We start from the raw sequence: 18,016 nt of genomic DNA on the forward strand, positions 1-18,016 counted from the left end.
CCTTTCAAATCATGAGCAAACTGTTTTTTCTGGGCGCGGGCAAGATGGCGACCGCGATCGCGGGCGGCCTGGTCAAGGCCGGTACTTTCCAGGCGGATGAACTGCTGGCCTTCGATGTGAATCCCAAAGCGGCGGAAGCATTTCAGAATGCGACCGGCATCCGCTGCGTTACCGCCGACTGTAAAGCGGCGGCGGCCGGAGCGGAAACGATCCTGCTGGCCGTCAAGCCGCAGATGCTCGCCGACGCGGCCGCACCGTTGCGGAGCGAAGCAGGCAACCGGCTTTTCCTGTCGATCGTGGCGGGAGTCTCGATCGACAGGCTCACGGAACTGACCGGTTCGGAGCGGATCGTGCGGATCATGCCGAATACGCCGATGCTGGTCGGCCGGGGCGCCGCCGGTTTCTCCGCCGGACCGAAGGCCAACGAAGAAGATATCGCTTTGACTGAACGGATTCTCGCTTCAGTCGGCATCGCGTTCCGGGTCGATGAGAAGTATATGGACGCCGTGACGGCGCTTTCCGGCAGCGGCCCGGCTTACGTGTTTGAATTTATTCAGGCGCTGGCCGACGGCGGCGTCTCGGAAGGACTGCCGCGCGATATGGCGACGCAGCTGGCCGCGCAGACGGTGCTGGGCGCCGCGGAAATGGTGCTCAAGACCGGAACGCATCCGACCGTGCTGAAGGATCAGGTGACCAGTCCGGCCGGAACCACGGCGCGCGCTCTGGAAGTGATGTACCGCAACGGCTTCGCCGCGACGGTGATCGACGCGATGCACGCCTGCGCCAGACGCTCCGAGGAGCTGGGCAAAAAGTAATTTCGACCGGAACAAAGAGGGGACGAGGATGAGAGCAGCGACGGAGTGCAACGGTTGCCTGACTGTGGTCATGCCCGCCTATAACGAGGAAAACACGATCCGGAAGATCGTGAAACGGGTGCTGGAACGCCCCGAAGTCGGCGAGCTGATCATCGTGAATGACGCTTCGCGCGATGCGACATGGGAAAAGCTTCAGGCTTTCCGCGATGAGTCGCGGGTGCGGCTGCTGAACCAGGAGATCAATCAGGGCAAGGGGGCGGCGCTGATCCGCGGTTTCAAGGAAGCGACGAAGCCTTTCGTGATGGTGCAGGACGCCGACTTCGAATACGACCCGGACGATTATCCGGCCGTGCTCGCTCCGTTGCTGGCGGGGAAAGCGGATGTGGTTTACGGTTCGCGTTTTATGGCGACGCCGGGACAGGTGCGGTATTTCCATCATGAAATGGGGAATAAATTCCTGACGTTCCTCTCCAATTTTTTCTCCGACATCCACCTCTCCGACATGGAGACCTGCTACAAGGCATTCCGCCGCGAGGTGATCCAGAACCTGAAACTGGAATCGAAGCGGTTCGGCATCGAAGTGGAGCTGACCGCCAAACTGGCCCGTTCCCGGCGGCTGCGCATCTGGGAGGTGCCGATCACCTACAATCCCCGCCGCTACGATGAAGGCAAGAAAATCGGCTGGCGGGACGGTGTGGCCGCGTTGTGTCATATCATCCATTACAATGTTTTCAATTCCGACGAAAAAAGTTTCGTCCGCCCGTGGGATGAGGTATTGACCCCGGAACTGGCGGAGTAATCCATGCAACTGGCGATCGGTCTTCTGATTTTCAGCTGGATCATGCTGCTGGCGGTGGTCGGTTTCACTTTCCGGGACGCCCGTAACCGGCGCGCCCTGACGCAGAAGATCAAAACGCTGGAAGAAGAGCTGGCGGCAGAAAAAGACCGTGCCTTCAACCAGAGCATCGACATGGCCGAAAAAAGCGTCGCGCTGCTGGAACTCAAGGAGTCGCTCGAACAGGAACGGGAGCGTTCCGAGCAGCTGCTGCGCAATATCCTGCCGGAGCGGGTGATCCGGGTGCTGCAGCGCGAAGGGGCGAGCAAGCCGGAGCTCTTCGACAATGTGACGGTTTTCTTTTCCGACATCGTCGGTTTCACCCGGATGAGCGCGGAGCTGACGCCGGAGGCGGTAATTGCGGAACTTTCCGACATCTTCACGCAGTTCGACCATATTTTCACTTCGCACGGCTGTGAGCGGATCAAAACCATCGGCGACGCCTATCTGGCGGTCTGCGGCCTGCCGGAGCCCCGCCCCGAGCATTGCGCCAACATCCTGCGTTCCGCGCTTGAAGCGCGCGCGTATCTGGAACGGCGCAATCAGGATTCCCCCCATCAGTGGCGGATGCGGTTCGGGATTCACTCCGGCAGCGTGGTCGGCGGCATCGTCGGGACGGAAAAGTACCTGTACGATATTTTCGGCGACACCGTGAACACGGCGGCGCGGATGGAACAGCTCTCCGAACCCATGCGGATCAACGTCTCCGAAACCGTTCGGAACCTCGCCCCCGCCGACTGCGTATTCACTCCCCGCCCGCCCCAGGAAGTCAAGGGCAAGGGGGAGATGAAGATGTTCTTCCTCGACCGGTAGAGTGTCCACCGGTCAAAAAACGGCACGGTTCCGACGTTGTTTACGGCTTTGTACTTTCAAAGCCTTCACAAACGAGCAGCCGGTAGAATTCCGGGAAATGCGGATCATCGGTCCCCGGCCCGGTGAAACGGTTGATACGAAGCTGAGTACAGATCGTCAGATCCCAGCTTGCAAACCGGACAGCAGCCACTCTCCCTGCGTTTTCGCCGGTCGGAGGAGAAGCAAGTCCGGTTCGCATCAGTTCTTCCCACGGCAGAAATAACTCCGCCGTCCACTGTCGATCGAATTCAAGATGGGAGTTCAAGGAACCATCCACCGCCACCGCACTCGCCGGCCGATTAAAGCGGATACCTTCCGGCGGATTGAGCATCATCACATTCGTCGGATTCAATTGAATTTCAAGATGCTTTTCACCGGAGCGGGCATTGCGGGCCAGAAACAGCTCTACCACATCCTCAAGCCATAACAGCTCCCCTTCTTTCATGCGACCAATGATATCGGTATCCTCTACTATAAACGCGAAATACAATCCGCGTTCCGACCAAAGAGCAGCAGCCTGAACATTCTGTGCGAACTGCTGTTTCACATATTCACCGACCATCCGGGAAAGTTCGTTCCATTCGCCATCGGTCCGCGGCCTGGCCGGACGGCTGCGGTCAAGAGTAACCCATCTCGCGCTTTTCCAGTCGGGTTCAGTCAATCGCCCGTCAATGACCGGATCCCATACCGCCCTTCGGGCGATGACGGCTTCCGGCACGGCCAAACCGGAAAACGCCATCAGGAGGGCAAAGAGGAAAAATAAACTCCTCATGTTCTACTCCGTCACCAGCTTATAGGACCAGATGCCGGGAGTACGGTGAATGATCCGAATCGAATCGTTTTCGTGAATCAGTTCATCGCAGGAGTTACCGGTATACTCCTTACCGTCGGCATCGAGAGCAATGGCGCGGACGATTCGACCCGCCATGGGATTTTCCCGGACCTCAACAAATCCGGCTTGACCGTGGGGGAAAAAGCGGAGCCGCCAAACACCGGCTTTCTCCAACTCCAGAGACACTGCCGTATCGGTCCGCAGGAAACCACGGGACACCGCTTTGCCGTCGTTGTGGAATTCGGGGGACTTGCCTTCACCGCGACCATGATAGGTGCTTCCCAGCGGTTCGAGTGTCCAATCATAGTTCCGGGAATTCAGGAAACAACCGTTCTCTCCCTGCCAGTAATCAAACCAGAGACCGTCACGGCAGCCGGTTTCCGCTTCAAAATCCTTGCCCTTCGCATAAAAACCCAACGGCGCAACAGTGAGCTTATCATCCACTTTCCACGGCGTTTTTCCGAAATTCAACCAGATGGCGCTTGCGTCGGCGAATTCCAATTGCAGGCGCTGTATCTGAATTTTAGGCAGAAACACCGCCTGGCTCGAAGTCAGTTTACGGTTGTCCGGCGTGTAATACCAGATTGCTTTCACCGGCTGGTTGACCAGTCGCTCCACAATCTTCCGTTTCTGGTAATATTGGACGGCGGCGGGCAGGAACTGCCGTTTCATCTTGTCATCGATAGTGGGAGAACTCAGGAAAGAAAGTTCATTCAAGCTGTACCGGGCATATTCGGCAGGCAGCAGCGGGGCCAGTTCCCAGTCATTGGCATAGCCGCGCTTGTTCCAACGCTCGAAATAGCCCGCGCCGTGGTTTGTGGCAAGCGGACGGATCTTCAACAGTTGAAAGTCCACCAGAAGGCTGTTGTCATGCTTGGTTGCCGCCATTACCGCATCAATACGGCCGGAGTGAACCCAACTGGTCAACGGGGAAGATTCGCCGAATACAGGCCCCTGATAACTGTCGCGAGCCAACTGCCACAGCGCATTGTTCGGTTCGAGGGTTCCGGCGGTCATCCCCGCCTTGGGAACACCGGCGCGAAAGTCGATCCGCCACCACGGCAGATGGGCGCTGTGAACATCGAGGTATCCGGCGTTCGGTCCGAGTTTTTCGCGGATTTCAGCCATATTCGGTTCGGCATATTTCAGGATTTTCGACGGCGCCATCTCGCAGGAATCCGCCCAGGCACGCTGCGGCTTGCCGTTGGAACAGAGCATCAGATCGTCCGGATTCCATTGCGGCGAAGTCGGATAGAAATCCTTATAGTTATCATGCAGCGCAATACGCATGCCGTTTTCCTTTGCCCGGTCAATGACCGCTTTCAGGGTATCGAGTCCGCCGCGCGCTGTCGAAGGCGGCATGATGGTCGGCAGCTTGCGGTCGAATCCGGCATTCTGCCAGCGATGAACCAGAATCACCAGCTGATCCATACCGTAGCGATGGTACGTATCAAGCAGGTCGCCGAGTTCGTCGAAATGGCCGTACCAGTATTCCATCACCACCCGGGAAGCAAGTTCTTCCCGATAGGGTGAAACAGGATTCGGAATGGAGGGCAGCACCTTGGGGAGAGTATCGGCCACGGTGATTGCCACGGTATCCCTCAACGGCGCGACCGTCTTGCCGTCCAGTGTCGACTGATAGGTGATGGTCGGAGCGGGAGAGGTGCTGTTGGTTTTGGTCCAATCGGCCTGATAGGAGAAAAACCAGCCGGGAGCTTCCAGATAGCCGAGGTCGCCGCCGAAACCGAAGAACGCAATATTGTCGTTGTAGCGAAACTTGGTATTATCGCCGTTGGTAATCAACCGCATATGTTCCGGACGCGGTTTCAGAATGCGCAGCGGTACATTTTTCTTTTCCGAACTGAAATCAAAACACAGAGATCCGCCGGAGAGATACAGCCGGACCGTTACCGGTAAAGTGAATCTGTCGTTTTTCCAGATGTATTCGGCAATCACCGCATCATTCTCCTGTCGGACGGCGACCAGTTCTTCAGCGGCGGCCCTGCCGCCGAGTTCCGGCGCCATGCGGAGCGTAATCGGCAATGCCGGAGCGCCGTTCAGGCTTGCGGTAATGCCGGAAAGCCCGGCCTTTGGTTCAAACCGATAGGTATAGCGGGTGCCATCCAGCTGATTTTCCAGAACCGCCACTCCGTCTTTCAGAGCAATCGAAGGCTTTCCCGCCGGAACTTGCGGCGCAACATTCACCCGGTTGGCCCCGTTCAGCAGGGAATAATCGGCGGCAACTACCGGAGGCAGCTTGACCGGAGGAATCACAGGTGCGGGATTCCAGCAAAGGTTGTCAATCGCAAAATGATCAGTCGTTCCCTTGTTGAGATTCAGCCGGGCAAAAGTGATCTCCCTGACCCGGGAAAATTCATCAGTGGACTGAAAGACGGCAAAATAGTCCTGCCATGTATTGTTCTTTTCAGGATCGGGCTGTCCGTGAACCACATACTCTTTCAGGACATCCCCCTCTTCTCCGACAAACTGGATCCGCAGCGAACCGGTGGCAAAACAGATCCCGACACCAGCGGCCGCAACCGGTTCCCGGAACAGAATACGGCCGGTTATCTCCCCGTTTTTCCCGGGGGCCCCGAGACTTCGAGGAACAGACAGCAAATAGGCAGGAGCGGTGGAAAGTGTAAATCCTTCGAAGCCGACCGTCTGCGTTCGCCCGGCATCGGAAACCCGATCAACAGCGGTTTGATTTTCAAACTCACGTTCATCAAAAGTCAATCTCCGTCCCCTGGCAAACAGTTTCTCCCAGCCGGCGGCCTCCACCCCGAGAAATATATCCGGGTGGTCATGATATTTAGCGGTTCTGGCCTCAAAGCCATTGTTCAATACGATTTCCGCCGCAACTCCCCAAGAAACGGAACCGGCCAATGCGACAGCAAACAGTGTCATAAACTTCATCTTGAATACTCCTTAAGAAAAATAATGGTCTTACCATTTCCAATGTTTATCGACCGCGTACCGAATCTTGTACAGACCGGTGCTTTCTTCAACGGCAAATGCATCATCCTGGGAAACGCTGCGGGCGCTGCCGTCGCAGAAACCGACATTGGAACCGTGGCCATGCCGCTTCTTAGTCACATCGACCCGGCCCGCCATCAGATTGTTTTCCGCCCACTCCCGGTCATTGGCATTGGCCAGCCGGGAACGCAACTTCGTGGTATACCCCAGCAGGATAGTCGTTGAACCGTCTCCGACCAACACGGAACTGCTCGGGATTTTCCACGTCTTAAGCGGAGCACGTTCATCATGGCAATAGCTGTTCAGATAACCGTTGATGCCGTATCCAATCGGCGAATAGGCTTTTTCCTTCCATTCCAGAATCTTCTGATAACCAGTCGAGTCGGAGGGGCAATTGAAAATATTTGTACCGACGTATTTATTGATCACAAGCAACCCGGCCCATGTCGCATAATCGCTGACGTACCAGAGCCCGAGTTGTGCCGCTTTGTCGGCAGGCGGCACCCGGTTTCCGGCATCGGAATCCGCATACATCAGGCAGGCGGTTGTAATCTGCTTGACATTGCTGAGGCATCGTGCTGCCTGCGCCACACTGCGCGCTTTGTTCAGCGCCGGCAGCAGCATCGCCGCCAGAATCGCGATGATCGCTATCACAATGAGCAGCTCAATAAGGGTGAAACGGATAGTACGCGGCAGAAAATCGCGGTTTTGAGTGATTTTCATGATACTGCTCTCCTTTACTGTTGATTCAACATATACTGATAGCCCTCGTAACAGCTTTTTACAATATCCTCAAGCTGCATTTCCGCAAGCCCGATGCAGGCATCGGCGGCGCCGTAGTAGATTTTCACCGAATTGTCCGGTTCGAGCAGCGCATTGCAGGTGAACACCACGTTGCCGGCGCGGCCGGTCCGCTCGTAGGGAGTTTCCGGGAAAAGCAGCGGGCGCTTGCTGCGGGCGATCACTTTCCACGGTTCCCTGTAATCGAGAATCGCCGCGAACAGCGCGTAGATTGAACCGTCGCAGCTGGCAGACACTCCGTGGTAGATTTCGAGCCATCCCTCCTCGATCCGGATCGGCGGAGCGCCCGCGCCGAGCTTGAGCTGGTCCCAGTGGCAGGGGCGCGAACTCATCACCGGACGGCTTTCCCCCCAGTAGACCAGATCAGGCGAAAAACTCATCCACATATCGCAGGGTGACTGTTCGCCGCCGCCGAACGGGCGGTCGAGGCGGCAGTACCTGCCGTCGATCAGCTCCGGAAACAGCGCGCCGTTGCGGTTGTTGATCTCCGAGCTGATCGATACGGATTCAAATTTCACGAAATCACGGGTTTTCACGAAACCGATCCGGGTGCCGTTCAGCGCGTTGTTGTGGCTGCCGTAGGCGATGAACCAGTCGTCGCCGATCTGCGTGATGCGGGGATCGTACACGCCGTTCTCCTCCCAGTAGTCCGGCGGTTTCGGCCAGTCCACCGGCGCGGGATCGAACTTGAAGTGGTAACCGTCCCGGCTGCGCGCGATCCAGAACAGGATGCCGCCCTCGTTGTGGAACACGTCGACCAGCAGCAGGTATTCGCCGTTGAATTTGACCGCTCCCGGATTCAGGATGAAGTAGCCCGCCTTCTCCGGCAGGTTCCGGACAGTCAGAATCGGATTTTCTCGTAGCGTTGAAAAGATTTCTTGTACATGGAAAATGTTTCTTATGGTTGGTAAACTGTTTCGTTCGCTATTAATAGTATGATCGATTTTGTTCAAAATGTCAAGAGGCAATTCAAAAAAATCGACAGATTTCCATCATTTTGCGATCGGATTCCCGGATTCCGAACCGATGACCGGAAGCATTGCCCGAATTGCGGTGGAAAAACGGCGCAACCGGTGGTATGTTATGGTATTCAACCGAAATTCAACCGATTTACGGATCTACAAGCTATGGCCGATTTCGATACCGAACTGGATTTGTTCAGCTTCATCCCGGCGGAGCCGGTCCCCGAACCGCCTCCGCCGCCCCGGCCGGCGCGGCGAAAACCGGCGCACCGGGAGCTGCAGCAGCTCTGCTTCGGCTTCCTGTGGTCGCTGAATCCCGATGCGGCGGCGATGCGGGTTCCGGCGCGCTTTCACAAATATCAGGTGACGGCAGCCGGTTTCTGGCGCGGCGAAACCGGCCGCAACCGGAGTGTGGAACGCACCGCGGTGGTCGTATTGTATGAACGTTTCGAGCATTGCTTCGCCGACTGCGCGGACCGGGACGCCCGGCTGGCGGCCATCCATGAATTGCGTGCCGAAAAGGAGGCCCTGGAAGCGGAGATCCGCCGGACAGAGCCGGAACTGGGTTCGACCGACGACCTGTTTTCGGACTTCCGGGTCTGGAACTACGCGGCCAGCCGGAACCGGGACTACCTGAAACTGCGCCGAAGGCTCGAAAAGCTCCAGCACGCGCTGCATCAGGGAAGCCGCCTGGAGCATATCCGGCACACCGGCGTCGCGGACTACTGCTATCTGGCCGTGCCGGAAAATCTGGTGGCTCCCGATGAAATCGCGGCAGGCTGGGGGCTGGTCTATCTGGAGCCGGGCCGGAAGTTCCGGCTGGTGCGCGAAGCCGAAGAACAGGCGATCGCCACCCCGGAGGGACGGCAGCTCCTCGCCGAAAACATCGCAATCGCCGCCTCATGCAACGCCAGATTCGCGGCGGGGCTGGATGTCAGGAAAGACGGCACGGTAGTCTACCGGCGGCCGCCGCGCAAGCGCTCCCGCCTCAAATAGCTTGCTTCCTGTTCTCTTGAAGTTTCCGGGATTCCGCTTCTGTCGGAGCAGATATGTTCAATAATTCCCAGCCCCCACATCCATCGTTTCTCCCGGTTGAAAAACAGCGACGATTCGCTCATGCCGGGGCGGAGCATCCGGATTCTGCTCCCGCCAGCGTACCAACTCTATTCCGCGAAAGGCCATTTCACGCGCCTGTGTGCAGAACACCGCCGGACGCGGACAGTAATACCAGGCTTCCAGCCGGTCGCCGTAACAGAGCACCCCCACCTCCCGGGGAACGCGCATGCCGGAATCACAGAGTCCGCGCATCACTCCCCAATAACAGCTCAACGGCGTGACGATCAATGCTCCGCGCAAGCTGTTGCCGAGCATCCGCACCTTTTCCGTCAGCACCTTGTGGGGCAATTCAAAACGGGGCACCTCGAAAAGCAGCGAGGTATCATCGAGCACCACATCCGGGTAATGTTCCGCCATATAACGGCCTATCTGATGCATTCCGGGATTCAGGAAACGCTTCCCGGCCATGTTGCGTATGAACTGCTCCACCTGCACAATCCGGCGATAGCCGGCTTCATACAGCCTGCAGGCCAATTCCACCAGTCCGAACTCGGGGGAATCGACCACGGCATCCACGCCGCCGATTCCATCCACGCTTCCGCAGAATACGACCGGCTTGCCTCCGGAACGGAATTTCTTTTGCAACGATTCCGGAATCGTCCAGAGATCACGGATCGACATACAGAACATGGCATCCGAATTTCCCCACAAGTCAGCAATCGTCTTTTCTTCCCACGAGCGAGCATAGATCACTTTGACCAGCCATCTCGCATGTTCGGAAGCCTCAGAGATATACATGTTGAAATCAAGGTATTCCGGCGCCGACCAGGCGGGCAGTACCACCCCGAGCTGCTTTTGTACTTTATGCTCCGGAATTTCGCAGCGAACAAAGGTGCCGATGCTGTGGGCTCGCTCAAGGTAACGCTCAGCCACAAGCGTTCCCACCGCCTTGCGCAACGTCATATAACTGACGCCGAACTGTTCGGCCATGATCCGCTCCGGCGGAAGCAGCGCGCCGCGCGGATAGTTTCCGATCCGGATCTCCCGCAGAATCTGCTCTCGAATTTGATTTACCTTACTGGGACGCATATTGCTTAATATTCCATGCAAACCGCCAAAATGCAAGTCGTTCAAGGAGCATATACAAACCGAATCTTGCGGAGCCAAACGGTAATTTCTCCGGCGGCGCTGTTCACTCCGATCCGCAGCCGCCTTATCCGGTCCGGTTCAAACCCGGCAGGAAACTGCACAGTAAGCTTCTCCCACTCCCCATCAGGAGCAACCCGCAAATAGAGGTCGCGTTCCCCTTCACCGGGAACCGCCATTACCAGCATCTGCCTGACTGCGGCGGGCGAAGAGACCTTTGCCTCCAACGCAATTCCAAGCGCCCCCTTCAACGACTCCTGCGGCAGTTGAAGTTCGTATTCCGGATAACTCCAGCGGTCCTCGATCGCCGGGAAAACGGTGTGGAAACGGATAGCCTCTTCCATCTCGTCATAAGCGATCTGCATCTCGCCCGAAGCATTTTTACGCCAATTGACCGGATCGAGCATCGCCGTGATTTCCAGTTTCCGCCCGGAACCCGCCATCGCCTGCAGCCCCTGTACCGGAACCACCAACGGCGTCACCCTGCGGCCATTGAAAACCCCGCCGACCGCAAGGACCGTCTTAAAGGCCCCGTCATATGCCGGCGAAAAGCGGAGCGCCAACTCCGCCTTGCCGAAGGGTGGAACAGACACCGACGGAGGAATCCCGGTACAATCCCCGCCGGAAACCGTGATCGTCCCTTTCTTCGGTTTCCCGGAAAGGTTCCAGATTTCCAGTTTGAAACGCGCCTCCGGCTGCCGGATATCCACATAGTCCTTGCCGCTGGAAAGCAGAAAATCCTCTGAAAGTTCCGTACGGAACACGACTGTTCTGTCCTCTCCGGCTTCCGGATCCCGGGCAACCGGTGGAAGGATGGCCCGGTCGATGACGGTCAGACCGGTCACACCGTGGAGAAAGCTCGGAAAGCGCGAAACCGTCAATGCTTCCTCCTTCATCTCAAAAGGCGTTCCGAACAGGTCGGTCCCACATAACGGCCCTTCCTGCGGAGGAAGGACAATCCTGCGCAATTTAGGGTCCGCCGCAGAGAGTCCGGGACGAACCGGTTCCGTATCAAGCTCGGATATACTCCAGTATACCAGAGTCCGACTCCCGTTTCTGTGTCGGTACAAATATCCTTTCACGCCATCACCGACATCAGCCTCCCCCTCCGGGATCGCATCGCCGAGCTGATCTACCAGCGTGGCGAAAGCGGCAAAGCCGGGTTTCACCGTGTAGTCGCGCCGCATCAGCCCCCAATCCTTGTTTCCTCCATTCTCGCTGTAGGGAGGAAGAACGAAGAAAAAATCACGGGACACCCCGAGCATCTGCATGGAGATCATCATCTTCGGCAGATACTCCGCAATCAGCAGTTCTTGGTCGAAAGAGTGTTGCCGGATTCCCGGCATAAAGCTCTCCTCGCGTCCAGCCCCCTCCATGCCGGAACCGTTCTCTGTAAACCAGATCGGCCGGCCCGCAATACCGCAGCGTTCCATATGAGCCCGGATGTCCGTCAGGATCTCCGGAAAATCCCGGAGAGGCCGGTAAGTATGGATATTGAAAATATCGAAGTAGCAGCCCGCTCCATTTTTCATCACGACATCTGCATACGGCAGCACCGGCGTTATCGCAAAACCACCGATCGCTACCGTCGCCTCCGGCTCCCCGGCTTTAAACCCCAGCGATGCGGCTTTCAGAGCAGCGGCGTAATCCCACGCGCTCTCCTGACCGAAGCCGTGATCCTGTTCGTTCCAGAATTCCCAATTGGCCATGCAGCCCCTGAAAGCCTCCGCCGCATTTTTTGCAAAAACGTATGTGTCGAGAAGATTGGTCGGGAGCAAACCTTTCCCGTTCCTGCACCAGCCGGGAGAGTCGTGATACATTCCGGAGAGCCTGATCCCGCGTTCCTTCAGCAGTTCCGCATTGGTCTTGTAATAGGTCCACACATATCGGTTCCGGGCGGGATTCACTTCGGCCCAGCTCATGCGATCGCGTACCATGCCCGCACCGGAACGCCGGGCGACCTCCGAAACGATTTCAAAGGCGTTTCCCGGTTGTCGGGGATTCTCCGCATCGGGCCGGGCCAACCAGCTCTGGGCGGAGTCCAAAGCAAAAAACATATCCGGATTTGCCGGCCGCTTTCCGGGATCGGAAACTACCGCGAATCCGCGACTGCCTGTAAAGCCCCCGCCGCCAATCAGCTCCAGCTTATAGTATCCGTTGGGCAAAGGTGCCAGAACCAGTTCCTTCCCCGGCCACGTTCCCTGGCGCACCACTTCATCGCGCCAATTTCGCAATGTCCATGTGCGTGGCGGCGATTCCACGCACTTCAATGAGAATTTCAATTTCTCCCCTTGCACAAAGGCTGCACCGGGAGCCGCGGCAACCAGGGATTCGGAGGTATCCACAACGGCCGCACCGGCCGCCAGCGTCATACAAAACAGAAAAAGATATTTCATCATGATCATCAGAAATTGAATTTACTGTTCCCGATTACAACCGGAACCGTCGAACCGCCGGAATGGAAAGTGAAAATTTCACGCAGCCTGAAACGGTCGGTCGCCGCCGCATGTCCGTCGAAGAACCACATATTCGCGCGGTCGCTGTGCCGGAGCGCATATCCTGCGTTCTGACCCGTCGTGACATACCATATCTGCAGGTCCGGCTGATCATCGGTTTTGACTGAATCGGCAAGTCCCCAGCTTTTATCTCCCCGCCTCATGCGTTTGAGCAGGATATATGCGGCAGGATTGCCGCCGCCCGACCAAGTCTGATACTCCGGACGCAGCCCGAAAGAAGGATCGCCGCTCGGGAAAGGAACCGCATATACATAGGGATGATAGTTCGTTGCATCCGGCAGGCGCTGCGCGGTTGCGGGACAGTTATTCAGCTTCCAATTGTAATAACCCAGCTTGAAAAACATCGGCGCCGGCAGGTTTGCCGCCCAGTCGGCAGTTGCCTGCCAGCTCGGAGAATCACTCAACAAAGCATGATAGGAGTGCCAATTGCCCGCGTTCCCGACATTCAATGCCAACATTACGCTATCATTGAAATCATTAGCATAGAACAGGAAACCGGTCCCGATCTGTTTCTGGTTGTTCAGACATGCAGTAGAGTGAGCTCTCCCTCTGGCACGGTTCAGAGCCGGCAACAGTATTCCGGCAAGAACTGCAATGATCGCAATCACCGTTAGCAATTCAATCAATGTAAATTGAAATTTGCTTCGCATAAAAACCTCCAATCGTTTATTACTGTCGATGCTATATATTATGGCACGAAGCTATTCTAAAGTCAAGAGTATATATTGAAAAAATTTCAAAAATTACAGAAATCACCAGATATTTGGATCAGAATAAAGCCAGTCACACTGATACGCAACGAAAAACGGATTGACACTCAGCGATTTTACAGCCGTAATACCAAACGAACCGCAAACTTTATAATTACAAATCGGGATTCAGGATAGAATCATAATCCGTCGGCCAGCTGCCTGAGCTTTTTCAGGTCCAGCTTGCCGCTGCCGAGCAGCGGCAGATGGTCGATCTTCACGAAATCCTCCGCCTTCGGAATCCACAAATTCGGCATTTTCTCACCGCGCAGGGCCTCCACAATCGCCGCCGGGTCGAGGTCGTCGGGCGTATAGAATACCACCAGCCGTTCGCCGCGCTTCGCGTCGCCGCGGCCGGTCACCGCGACCTCCCGCTCCTCGCGCCCCCGGATTTTCGCGATCGCCTGCTCCACCAGTTCATGCGGCACCATTTCGCCGCCGATCTTGCTGAAGCGGGAGGCGCGGCCGGTGATATACACGTAACCGTCCTGGTCGATCCGGGCGATGTCGCCGGTGTCGTAATAGCCGTCGCGCAACACGTTGCGGGTCTGTTCGGGATCGTTCAGATAGCCCTTCATCACGATGCCGCTTTTGACCTGCATCCGGCCCGGCTGGTCCGGCCCCAGCTCGAAGCCGGTATCGGGATCGACCACCCGCACGTGGATGCCCGGCAGCGGCGTGCCGATGCTGCCCGGATGGTCCGCGTGCCTGCCCAGTTGGAAGATCGAATTGCACAGGTTGATCGTCACGATCGGCGAGAGTTCGGTACAGCCGTATCCCTCGATGATTTCAAGCCCGGTCAGCGCACGGAACTTCGCGGCCAGCTCGGGACGGAGTTTTTCCGCGCCGGTGATCACCAACCGCAGCGGACGGAGCTGTTCCGGCTTCGCCTTGCGGATGTAGTTCTGCAGGAAGGTCGGCGTCGCGGTCAGGATCGTGATGTTGAATTCCTCGATCGCCTTGACCACCCCCGCCGAATCCAGCGGATTGACCACATAGACCGTCGGCGTGCCCGACATCGCCGGGAACGCGAATTCCACCGTGAAGCCGTAGGCGTGGAAAAGCGGCAGATTGCCGACGATCCGGTCCGCCTTGCTCCACACGATCACCCGCCAGAACGCCCACAGATCGCAGTTGATGTTGCGGTGAGTCAGCATCACCGCTTTCGGCCTGCCGGTCGACCCCGAGGAGAAGAGCAGCACCGCCTGCCGCTGCACGTTGAAGCCGGAGAGCGGCGCCAGGCGGCGCACCAGCATCCGGCGCGGCAGCAGCAGAATGCGCAGCGCGGCCCGCTTTTTCTCCCGCTTCGTCACGGATTTGGCGACGTCCTCAAGGAACACCATCTCCGGAGCCGCCTCCCAGCCGAGTTTCGCAAGGAATTTGCGGCTGGTCAGGATCACCGAAATTCCGGCGCGGCGGGCGGCTTCGAGCGCGACGTCGGCTCCGGCGCTGAAATTGATCACCGCCGGAGTCCGGTCGCTGTACATCACGCCCAGCATCAGCGACGCGAGAACCGTGCAGTTCGGCATCAATACGCCGACATAGCCGGATTCGCCGATGTCGAGGGCACGGATTTTCTTCGACAGGATCGCGGCGCGGACCAGCATTTCAAAATTCGTGACCCTGGCGCCGTCCGCATCGTAATAGGTGACCGCGAAAGGATGGCGTTTGGCGCGCAAGGCGAATGCGGTGTGGATCGGCACCTCGTTGGGCTGCGGCCCCATCTCCGCCTCCGCGCCCAGTTCGGAGATGCGCTGGCGCAGCTGGAATGCGGAAAGCTCCGGCGAAACCGGATCGCCGATGTTCAGGTTGAACTGCACCGGCAGCGTGCGCGGCTTCTGGTATTTGAGCTTGCCGCGGAAGATCGTGAACAGCCTCCCCCACAGCATCCCGATCCGCACCGGAATCACCGACACCTGAACCCCCGCCGGCAGCAGCGGCGCGACGCCCGATTTGAACCGCATCAGCCCGCCGTTGCCGGAGATGCCGCCCTCCGGGAACAGACAGAGCACGCCGCCCTTGCGCAGCTCGGCGCGGCTGCGCTCGAAAAACCGCTGCATCGCCTTGGGGCGGCGCAGGTTCGGCACCTTGATCACCCCGAGATACCAGAAGATGAACCGGGTCGGCACGAACTCCAGCACCTCCTGCTGGATCATGAAACGCACCGGGCGCGGCGAAATCGACTGGATCAGCAGCAGGTCGATCAGCGACACATGGTTCGACACGATCAGCACCGGCCCGGATTCCGGGATGTTCGCGCCGCCGATCACCCGCAGATTGACCACCGTGTGCCGCAGAAGCCACACGATGATTTTCAAGGTCCAATGCGGTTTCAGGAAGAAAATCAGCAGGCCGATGACCACGGCCAGGCTCAATACGGCGGCAAGAATGGAGTCCCAGTGCATAAGCTATTCCAGATGTTGAAGTTCTGCTTTGAACTCTTCGAGAGAATGACAGTTCAGATAAGGATTGAGCTTTTTCTCTTCTCCGAGGGTGCGGAAAGGAACCGGGCCGTAATCGTGCCCGGAATAAACCACCAGCGAATCCGCCAGCGGCAAAATCTTTTTCATCAGGGAGTTGTACATCTCCTTCGACCGGCAGAAGCCGATACAGCCGACAAACAGCACGTCTCCGGTGAAAACCGCCGAATCGTCGGCGAACCGGTAGCAGACCGAATCGCGGGTGTGCCCCGGCGTGAAGATCGCTTCGACCGCGGTCTCCCCGAACGGCAGCAGCTGCCCGTCCCGGAGCCGCGTCCGGCCCGCCAGCGGATGATTCGGATGCGCGACCACCTCAGCCGGGAAAAAGCCGAGCGCCTCCCCGACCGCCTGCGTATGGTCGAGATGGCCGTGAGTCAGCAGGATATAGCGCGGCGTGATGCTTCCGGCCGCTTCGACCGCCCTGCAGATCACTTCGGCGTCGCCGGTCGGATCGACCAGCAGCGCGTCTCCATTCGCCGCGACCGCCAGATAGCTGAAATTGTGATCGAAACCGCCGACCGCAAGCTGGTGGACCGTGACGCTCATCAGTACTCCCCCATCGCCAGGGAGAGGGCGGCGTAGTCGCCGATCTTTTCCCCGAGCTGCGCCGGGACGATCCGGCAGCGCTCCACCGCGGCCGGAAGCGCCTCGCCGCGCAAGGTTTCCTCCATCGCCGGGCGCAGCAGCGCCTCGGAGCGGGCGAAAATGCTGCCGATCACGATCAGTTCCGGATTCAGCAGGTCGACCAGCACCGCCAGTCCCCGCCCGAGCCATTCGCCGCACTCGCGGTAGATTGCAATGGCGAGGTCGTCGCCGCCGTCGGCCGCATCCGCAACCGTTTTGGCGGTCACGGCGCACAAATCGGCGGCAGTCGGACACCACTCCACCGGTATTCCCCGCTGCAACTGCTCCCGAACCCGGATCGCGGCCAGTTGCGCAAGGCCGCCGCCGGAGCAGAATCCCTCAAAGGAGCCCGCCTTGCCGAAGCCGGCCGGTCCGAACGGGGCCAGCCGGATATGGCCGCACTCCCCGGCGAGGTCGCAGCACCCCGCATAAAGCCGTTTATTCAGAATCAGGCCGGCGCCGAGTCCGGTGCCGAAAGTCAGAAACGCCATGGATTCCACTCCCTGCCCGGCACCGAATTTCCACTCGGCGACCGCTCCGGCATTGGCGTCGTTCTGAAGCCGGACCGGGCGGCGGAAGCGGTTTTCGAGCATGCTGACGATCGGCACCTCATCCCAGCCGGGCAGATTCGGCGGCGACTGAATCACTCCGGCGCGGCTGTCCAGCGGACCGCCGCAGGAGACGCCGAGGCCGTGGAGCCGATCATTGGTCAGCTCGTGCCGGGCCAGCATCCCGTCGGCGAGGCGGGTCATCTCCTCGATGCACCGCTCCGGCTCACGGAACTCCGCTGTGGGGAAAACGCCGCGCTCCAGAAACTCCAGTTCGCCGTCCGTCCCCGCGGCGCCGAGGATCACCGCACACTTGGTGCCGCCGACATCGAATCCGACCAGAAATTTTTTATCCATCAAACCCCCTCCCGAAATGGAAGTTGAAAAAATCACGCTTGCTACTTTCTATTTATAGTAGCCCTGTTTGCAGCTTTTTTCAACCCGGCGGGCAGGAGGGAACGGCTTTTCATCGATAAACTTGTCCGCACACCTTGCAAAAAAACGATTCTGTGATATAGTAAGCTACTTGTATGAATTCTGTCCCCGTGATGCGGGGATGACGAAAAGACGACACAAAACAACGAATCAAGGAGTTGATAAAATGGCTGTACCGAAAAGAAAAACCTCGAGAATGAAGAGACGCCAGCGCAAGGCCGCCAACCGCTACGAAGGCGTACAGGCCACCTATTGCACCAACTGCTCCGCTCCGTCGACACCGCACCGGGTCTGCCCGTCCTGCGGTTTCTACAACGGCAAGCAGGTCCTGAACGTCGAAGCGTAAGCCGTTTCTGCGTTTGCGTTGATTTCCGTTGTCTCTGGAGGCT

15 protein-coding genes and 1 pseudogene are annotated in these 18,016 nt (G+C 58.1%); 5 read left to right on the forward strand and 11 right to left on the reverse strand.

Annotation, left to right across the window (positions count from 1 at the left end; all coding sequences use genetic code 11):
• Positions 1 to 11 precede the first annotated feature (11 nt).
• Genes proC through C8D82_RS15395 form a run of 3 tightly spaced genes read left to right on the forward strand, consistent with a single transcriptional unit; the run spans position 12 to position 2,463 of the window.
• Entirely contained in the window at positions 12 to 815 is an 804-nt protein-coding gene (gene proC, locus C8D82_RS15385) for a pyrroline-5-carboxylate reductase (RefSeq protein ID WP_116885175.1), read from the forward strand.
• Positions 816 to 843: 28 nt separating this feature from the next.
• A complete protein-coding gene (locus C8D82_RS15390; protein WP_116885176.1) occupies positions 844 to 1,614 on the forward strand; it encodes a glycosyltransferase family 2 protein in 771 nt (256 codons plus the stop codon).
• Positions 1,615 to 1,617: 3 nt separating this feature from the next.
• Entirely contained in the window at positions 1,618 to 2,463 is an 846-nt protein-coding gene (locus C8D82_RS15395) for an adenylate/guanylate cyclase domain-containing protein (protein WP_116885177.1), read from the forward strand.
• A gap of 40 nt (positions 2,464 to 2,503) precedes the next feature.
• Here the strand turns inward: C8D82_RS15395 and C8D82_RS15400 are convergent, their stop codons facing one another.
• Genes C8D82_RS15400 through C8D82_RS15415 form a run of 4 tightly spaced genes read right to left on the reverse strand, consistent with a single transcriptional unit; the run spans position 2,504 to position 8,064 of the window.
• Entirely contained in the window at positions 2,504 to 3,274 is a 771-nt protein-coding gene (locus C8D82_RS15400; RefSeq protein ID WP_116885178.1) for a carbohydrate-binding family 9-like protein, read from the reverse strand.
• 3 nt (positions 3,275 to 3,277) lie between these two features.
• Positions 3,278 to 6,250: a DUF5696 domain-containing protein gene (locus C8D82_RS15405; protein WP_116885179.1), complete on the reverse strand. Its 2,973-nt coding sequence runs from the start codon at positions 6,248 to 6,250 to the stop codon at positions 3,278 to 3,280.
• Between the two features lie 30 nt (positions 6,251 to 6,280).
• A complete protein-coding gene (locus tag C8D82_RS15410; RefSeq protein ID WP_116885180.1) occupies positions 6,281 to 7,033 on the reverse strand; it encodes an H-X9-DG-CTERM domain-containing protein in 753 nt (250 codons plus the stop codon).
• A 14-nt stretch (positions 7,034 to 7,047) separates the two neighbouring features.
• Positions 7,048 to 8,064 (reverse strand): glycoside hydrolase family 130 protein, encoded by a 1,017-nt coding sequence (locus C8D82_RS15415; RefSeq protein WP_165833117.1) that lies wholly within the window; start codon positions 8,062 to 8,064, stop codon positions 7,048 to 7,050.
• A 174-nt stretch (positions 8,065 to 8,238) separates the two neighbouring features.
• Here C8D82_RS15415 and C8D82_RS15420 point away from each other — a divergent pair, with 174 nt between their 5' ends.
• Positions 8,239 to 9,069, forward strand: coding sequence for a hypothetical protein (locus C8D82_RS15420; protein WP_116885182.1), 831 nt, complete (start codon positions 8,239 to 8,241; stop codon positions 9,067 to 9,069).
• 57 nt (positions 9,070 to 9,126) lie between these two features.
• On the opposite strand, the gene C8D82_RS15425 is transcribed toward C8D82_RS15420, so the two are convergent.
• From C8D82_RS15425 to C8D82_RS15450, 7 genes and pseudogenes are all read right to left on the reverse strand, one after another.
• Entirely contained in the window at positions 9,127 to 10,218 is a 1,092-nt protein-coding gene (locus C8D82_RS15425) for a GntR family transcriptional regulator (protein ID WP_116885183.1), read from the reverse strand.
• Positions 10,219 to 10,259: 41 nt separating this feature from the next.
• Complete coding sequence (locus C8D82_RS15430; protein ID WP_133245233.1) at positions 10,260 to 12,332, reverse strand: hypothetical protein; 2,073 nt, start codon at positions 12,330 to 12,332, stop codon at positions 10,260 to 10,262.
• A gap of 347 nt (positions 12,333 to 12,679) precedes the next feature.
• The gene (locus tag C8D82_RS15435; protein WP_147835982.1) at positions 12,680 to 13,249 is read right to left on the reverse strand and encodes a hypothetical protein; all 570 of its coding nucleotides are present in this window, start codon (positions 13,247 to 13,249) and stop codon (positions 12,680 to 12,682) included.
• Between the two features lie 114 nt (positions 13,250 to 13,363).
• Positions 13,364 to 13,441: pseudogene (locus C8D82_RS22360) on the reverse strand (prepilin-type N-terminal cleavage/methylation domain-containing protein); the annotation flags it as partial.
• A gap of 239 nt (positions 13,442 to 13,680) precedes the next feature.
• Positions 13,681 to 15,945, reverse strand: a complete 2,265-nt coding sequence (locus tag C8D82_RS15440) for an AMP-binding protein (RefSeq protein WP_116885186.1) — start codon at positions 15,943 to 15,945, stop codon at positions 13,681 to 13,683.
• 3 nt (positions 15,946 to 15,948) lie between these two features.
• Positions 15,949 to 16,566 (reverse strand): MBL fold metallo-hydrolase, encoded by a 618-nt coding sequence (locus C8D82_RS15445; protein ID WP_116885187.1) that lies wholly within the window; start codon positions 16,564 to 16,566, stop codon positions 15,949 to 15,951.
• Entirely contained in the window at positions 16,566 to 17,549 is a 984-nt protein-coding gene (locus tag C8D82_RS15450) for an ROK family protein (protein ID WP_116885188.1), read from the reverse strand. The genes C8D82_RS15445 and C8D82_RS15450 overlap by 1 nt, the downstream gene beginning before the upstream one ends.
• Before the next feature lie 244 nt (positions 17,550 to 17,793).
• Between C8D82_RS15450 and rpmF the strand changes: the two genes are divergently transcribed.
• On the forward strand, positions 17,794 to 17,973 hold the full coding sequence (rpmF, locus tag C8D82_RS15455) for a 50S ribosomal protein L32 (protein ID WP_116885189.1): 180 nt from the start codon (positions 17,794 to 17,796) through the stop codon (positions 17,971 to 17,973).
• The last annotated feature ends 43 nt before the right edge of the window (positions 17,974 to 18,016 follow it).

The sequence above is a fragment of the Victivallis vadensis genome (assembly GCF_003096415.1).
Classification (GTDB): domain Bacteria; phylum Verrucomicrobiota; class Lentisphaeria; order Victivallales; family Victivallaceae; genus Victivallis; species Victivallis vadensis.

Excerpts from the sequence above, each read along its gene's own strand:
- rpmF (WP_116885189.1), top strand. The coding sequence starts at position 17,794 with ATGGCTGTACCGAAAAGAAAAACCTCGAGAATGAAGAGACGCCAGCGC.
- C8D82_RS15420 (WP_116885182.1), top strand. The coding sequence starts at position 8,239 with ATGGCCGATTTCGATACCGAACTGGATTTGTTCAGCTTCATCCCGGCG.
- proC (WP_116885175.1), top strand. The coding sequence starts at position 12 with ATGAGCAAACTGTTTTTTCTGGGCGCGGGCAAGATGGCGACCGCGATC.
- C8D82_RS15400 (WP_116885178.1), bottom strand. The coding sequence starts at position 3,274 with ATGAGGAGTTTATTTTTCCTCTTTGCCCTCCTGATGGCGTTTTCCGGT.
- C8D82_RS15430 (WP_133245233.1), bottom strand. The coding sequence starts at position 12,332 with ATGTTTTTTGCTTTGGACTCCGCCCAGAGCTGGTTGGCCCGGCCCGAT.
- C8D82_RS15410 (WP_116885180.1), bottom strand. The coding sequence starts at position 7,033 with ATGAAAATCACTCAAAACCGCGATTTTCTGCCGCGTACTATCCGTTTC.
- C8D82_RS15435 (WP_147835982.1), bottom strand. The coding sequence starts at position 13,249 with ATGTTGGCATTGAATGTCGGGAACGCGGGCAATTGGCACTCCTATCAT.
- C8D82_RS15450 (WP_116885188.1), bottom strand. The coding sequence starts at position 17,549 with ATGGATAAAAAATTTCTGGTCGGATTCGATGTCGGCGGCACCAAGTGT.
- C8D82_RS15445 (WP_116885187.1), bottom strand. The coding sequence starts at position 16,566 with ATGAGCGTCACGGTCCACCAGCTTGCGGTCGGCGGTTTCGATCACAAT.
- C8D82_RS15425 (WP_116885183.1), bottom strand. The coding sequence starts at position 10,218 with ATGCGTCCCAGTAAGGTAAATCAAATTCGAGAGCAGATTCTGCGGGAG.
- C8D82_RS15405 (WP_116885179.1), bottom strand. The coding sequence starts at position 6,250 with ATGAAGTTTATGACACTGTTTGCTGTCGCATTGGCCGGTTCCGTTTCT.
- C8D82_RS15440 (WP_116885186.1), bottom strand. The coding sequence starts at position 15,945 with ATGCACTGGGACTCCATTCTTGCCGCCGTATTGAGCCTGGCCGTGGTC.
- C8D82_RS15395 (WP_116885177.1), top strand. The coding sequence starts at position 1,618 with ATGCAACTGGCGATCGGTCTTCTGATTTTCAGCTGGATCATGCTGCTG.
- C8D82_RS15390 (WP_116885176.1), top strand. The coding sequence starts at position 844 with ATGAGAGCAGCGACGGAGTGCAACGGTTGCCTGACTGTGGTCATGCCC.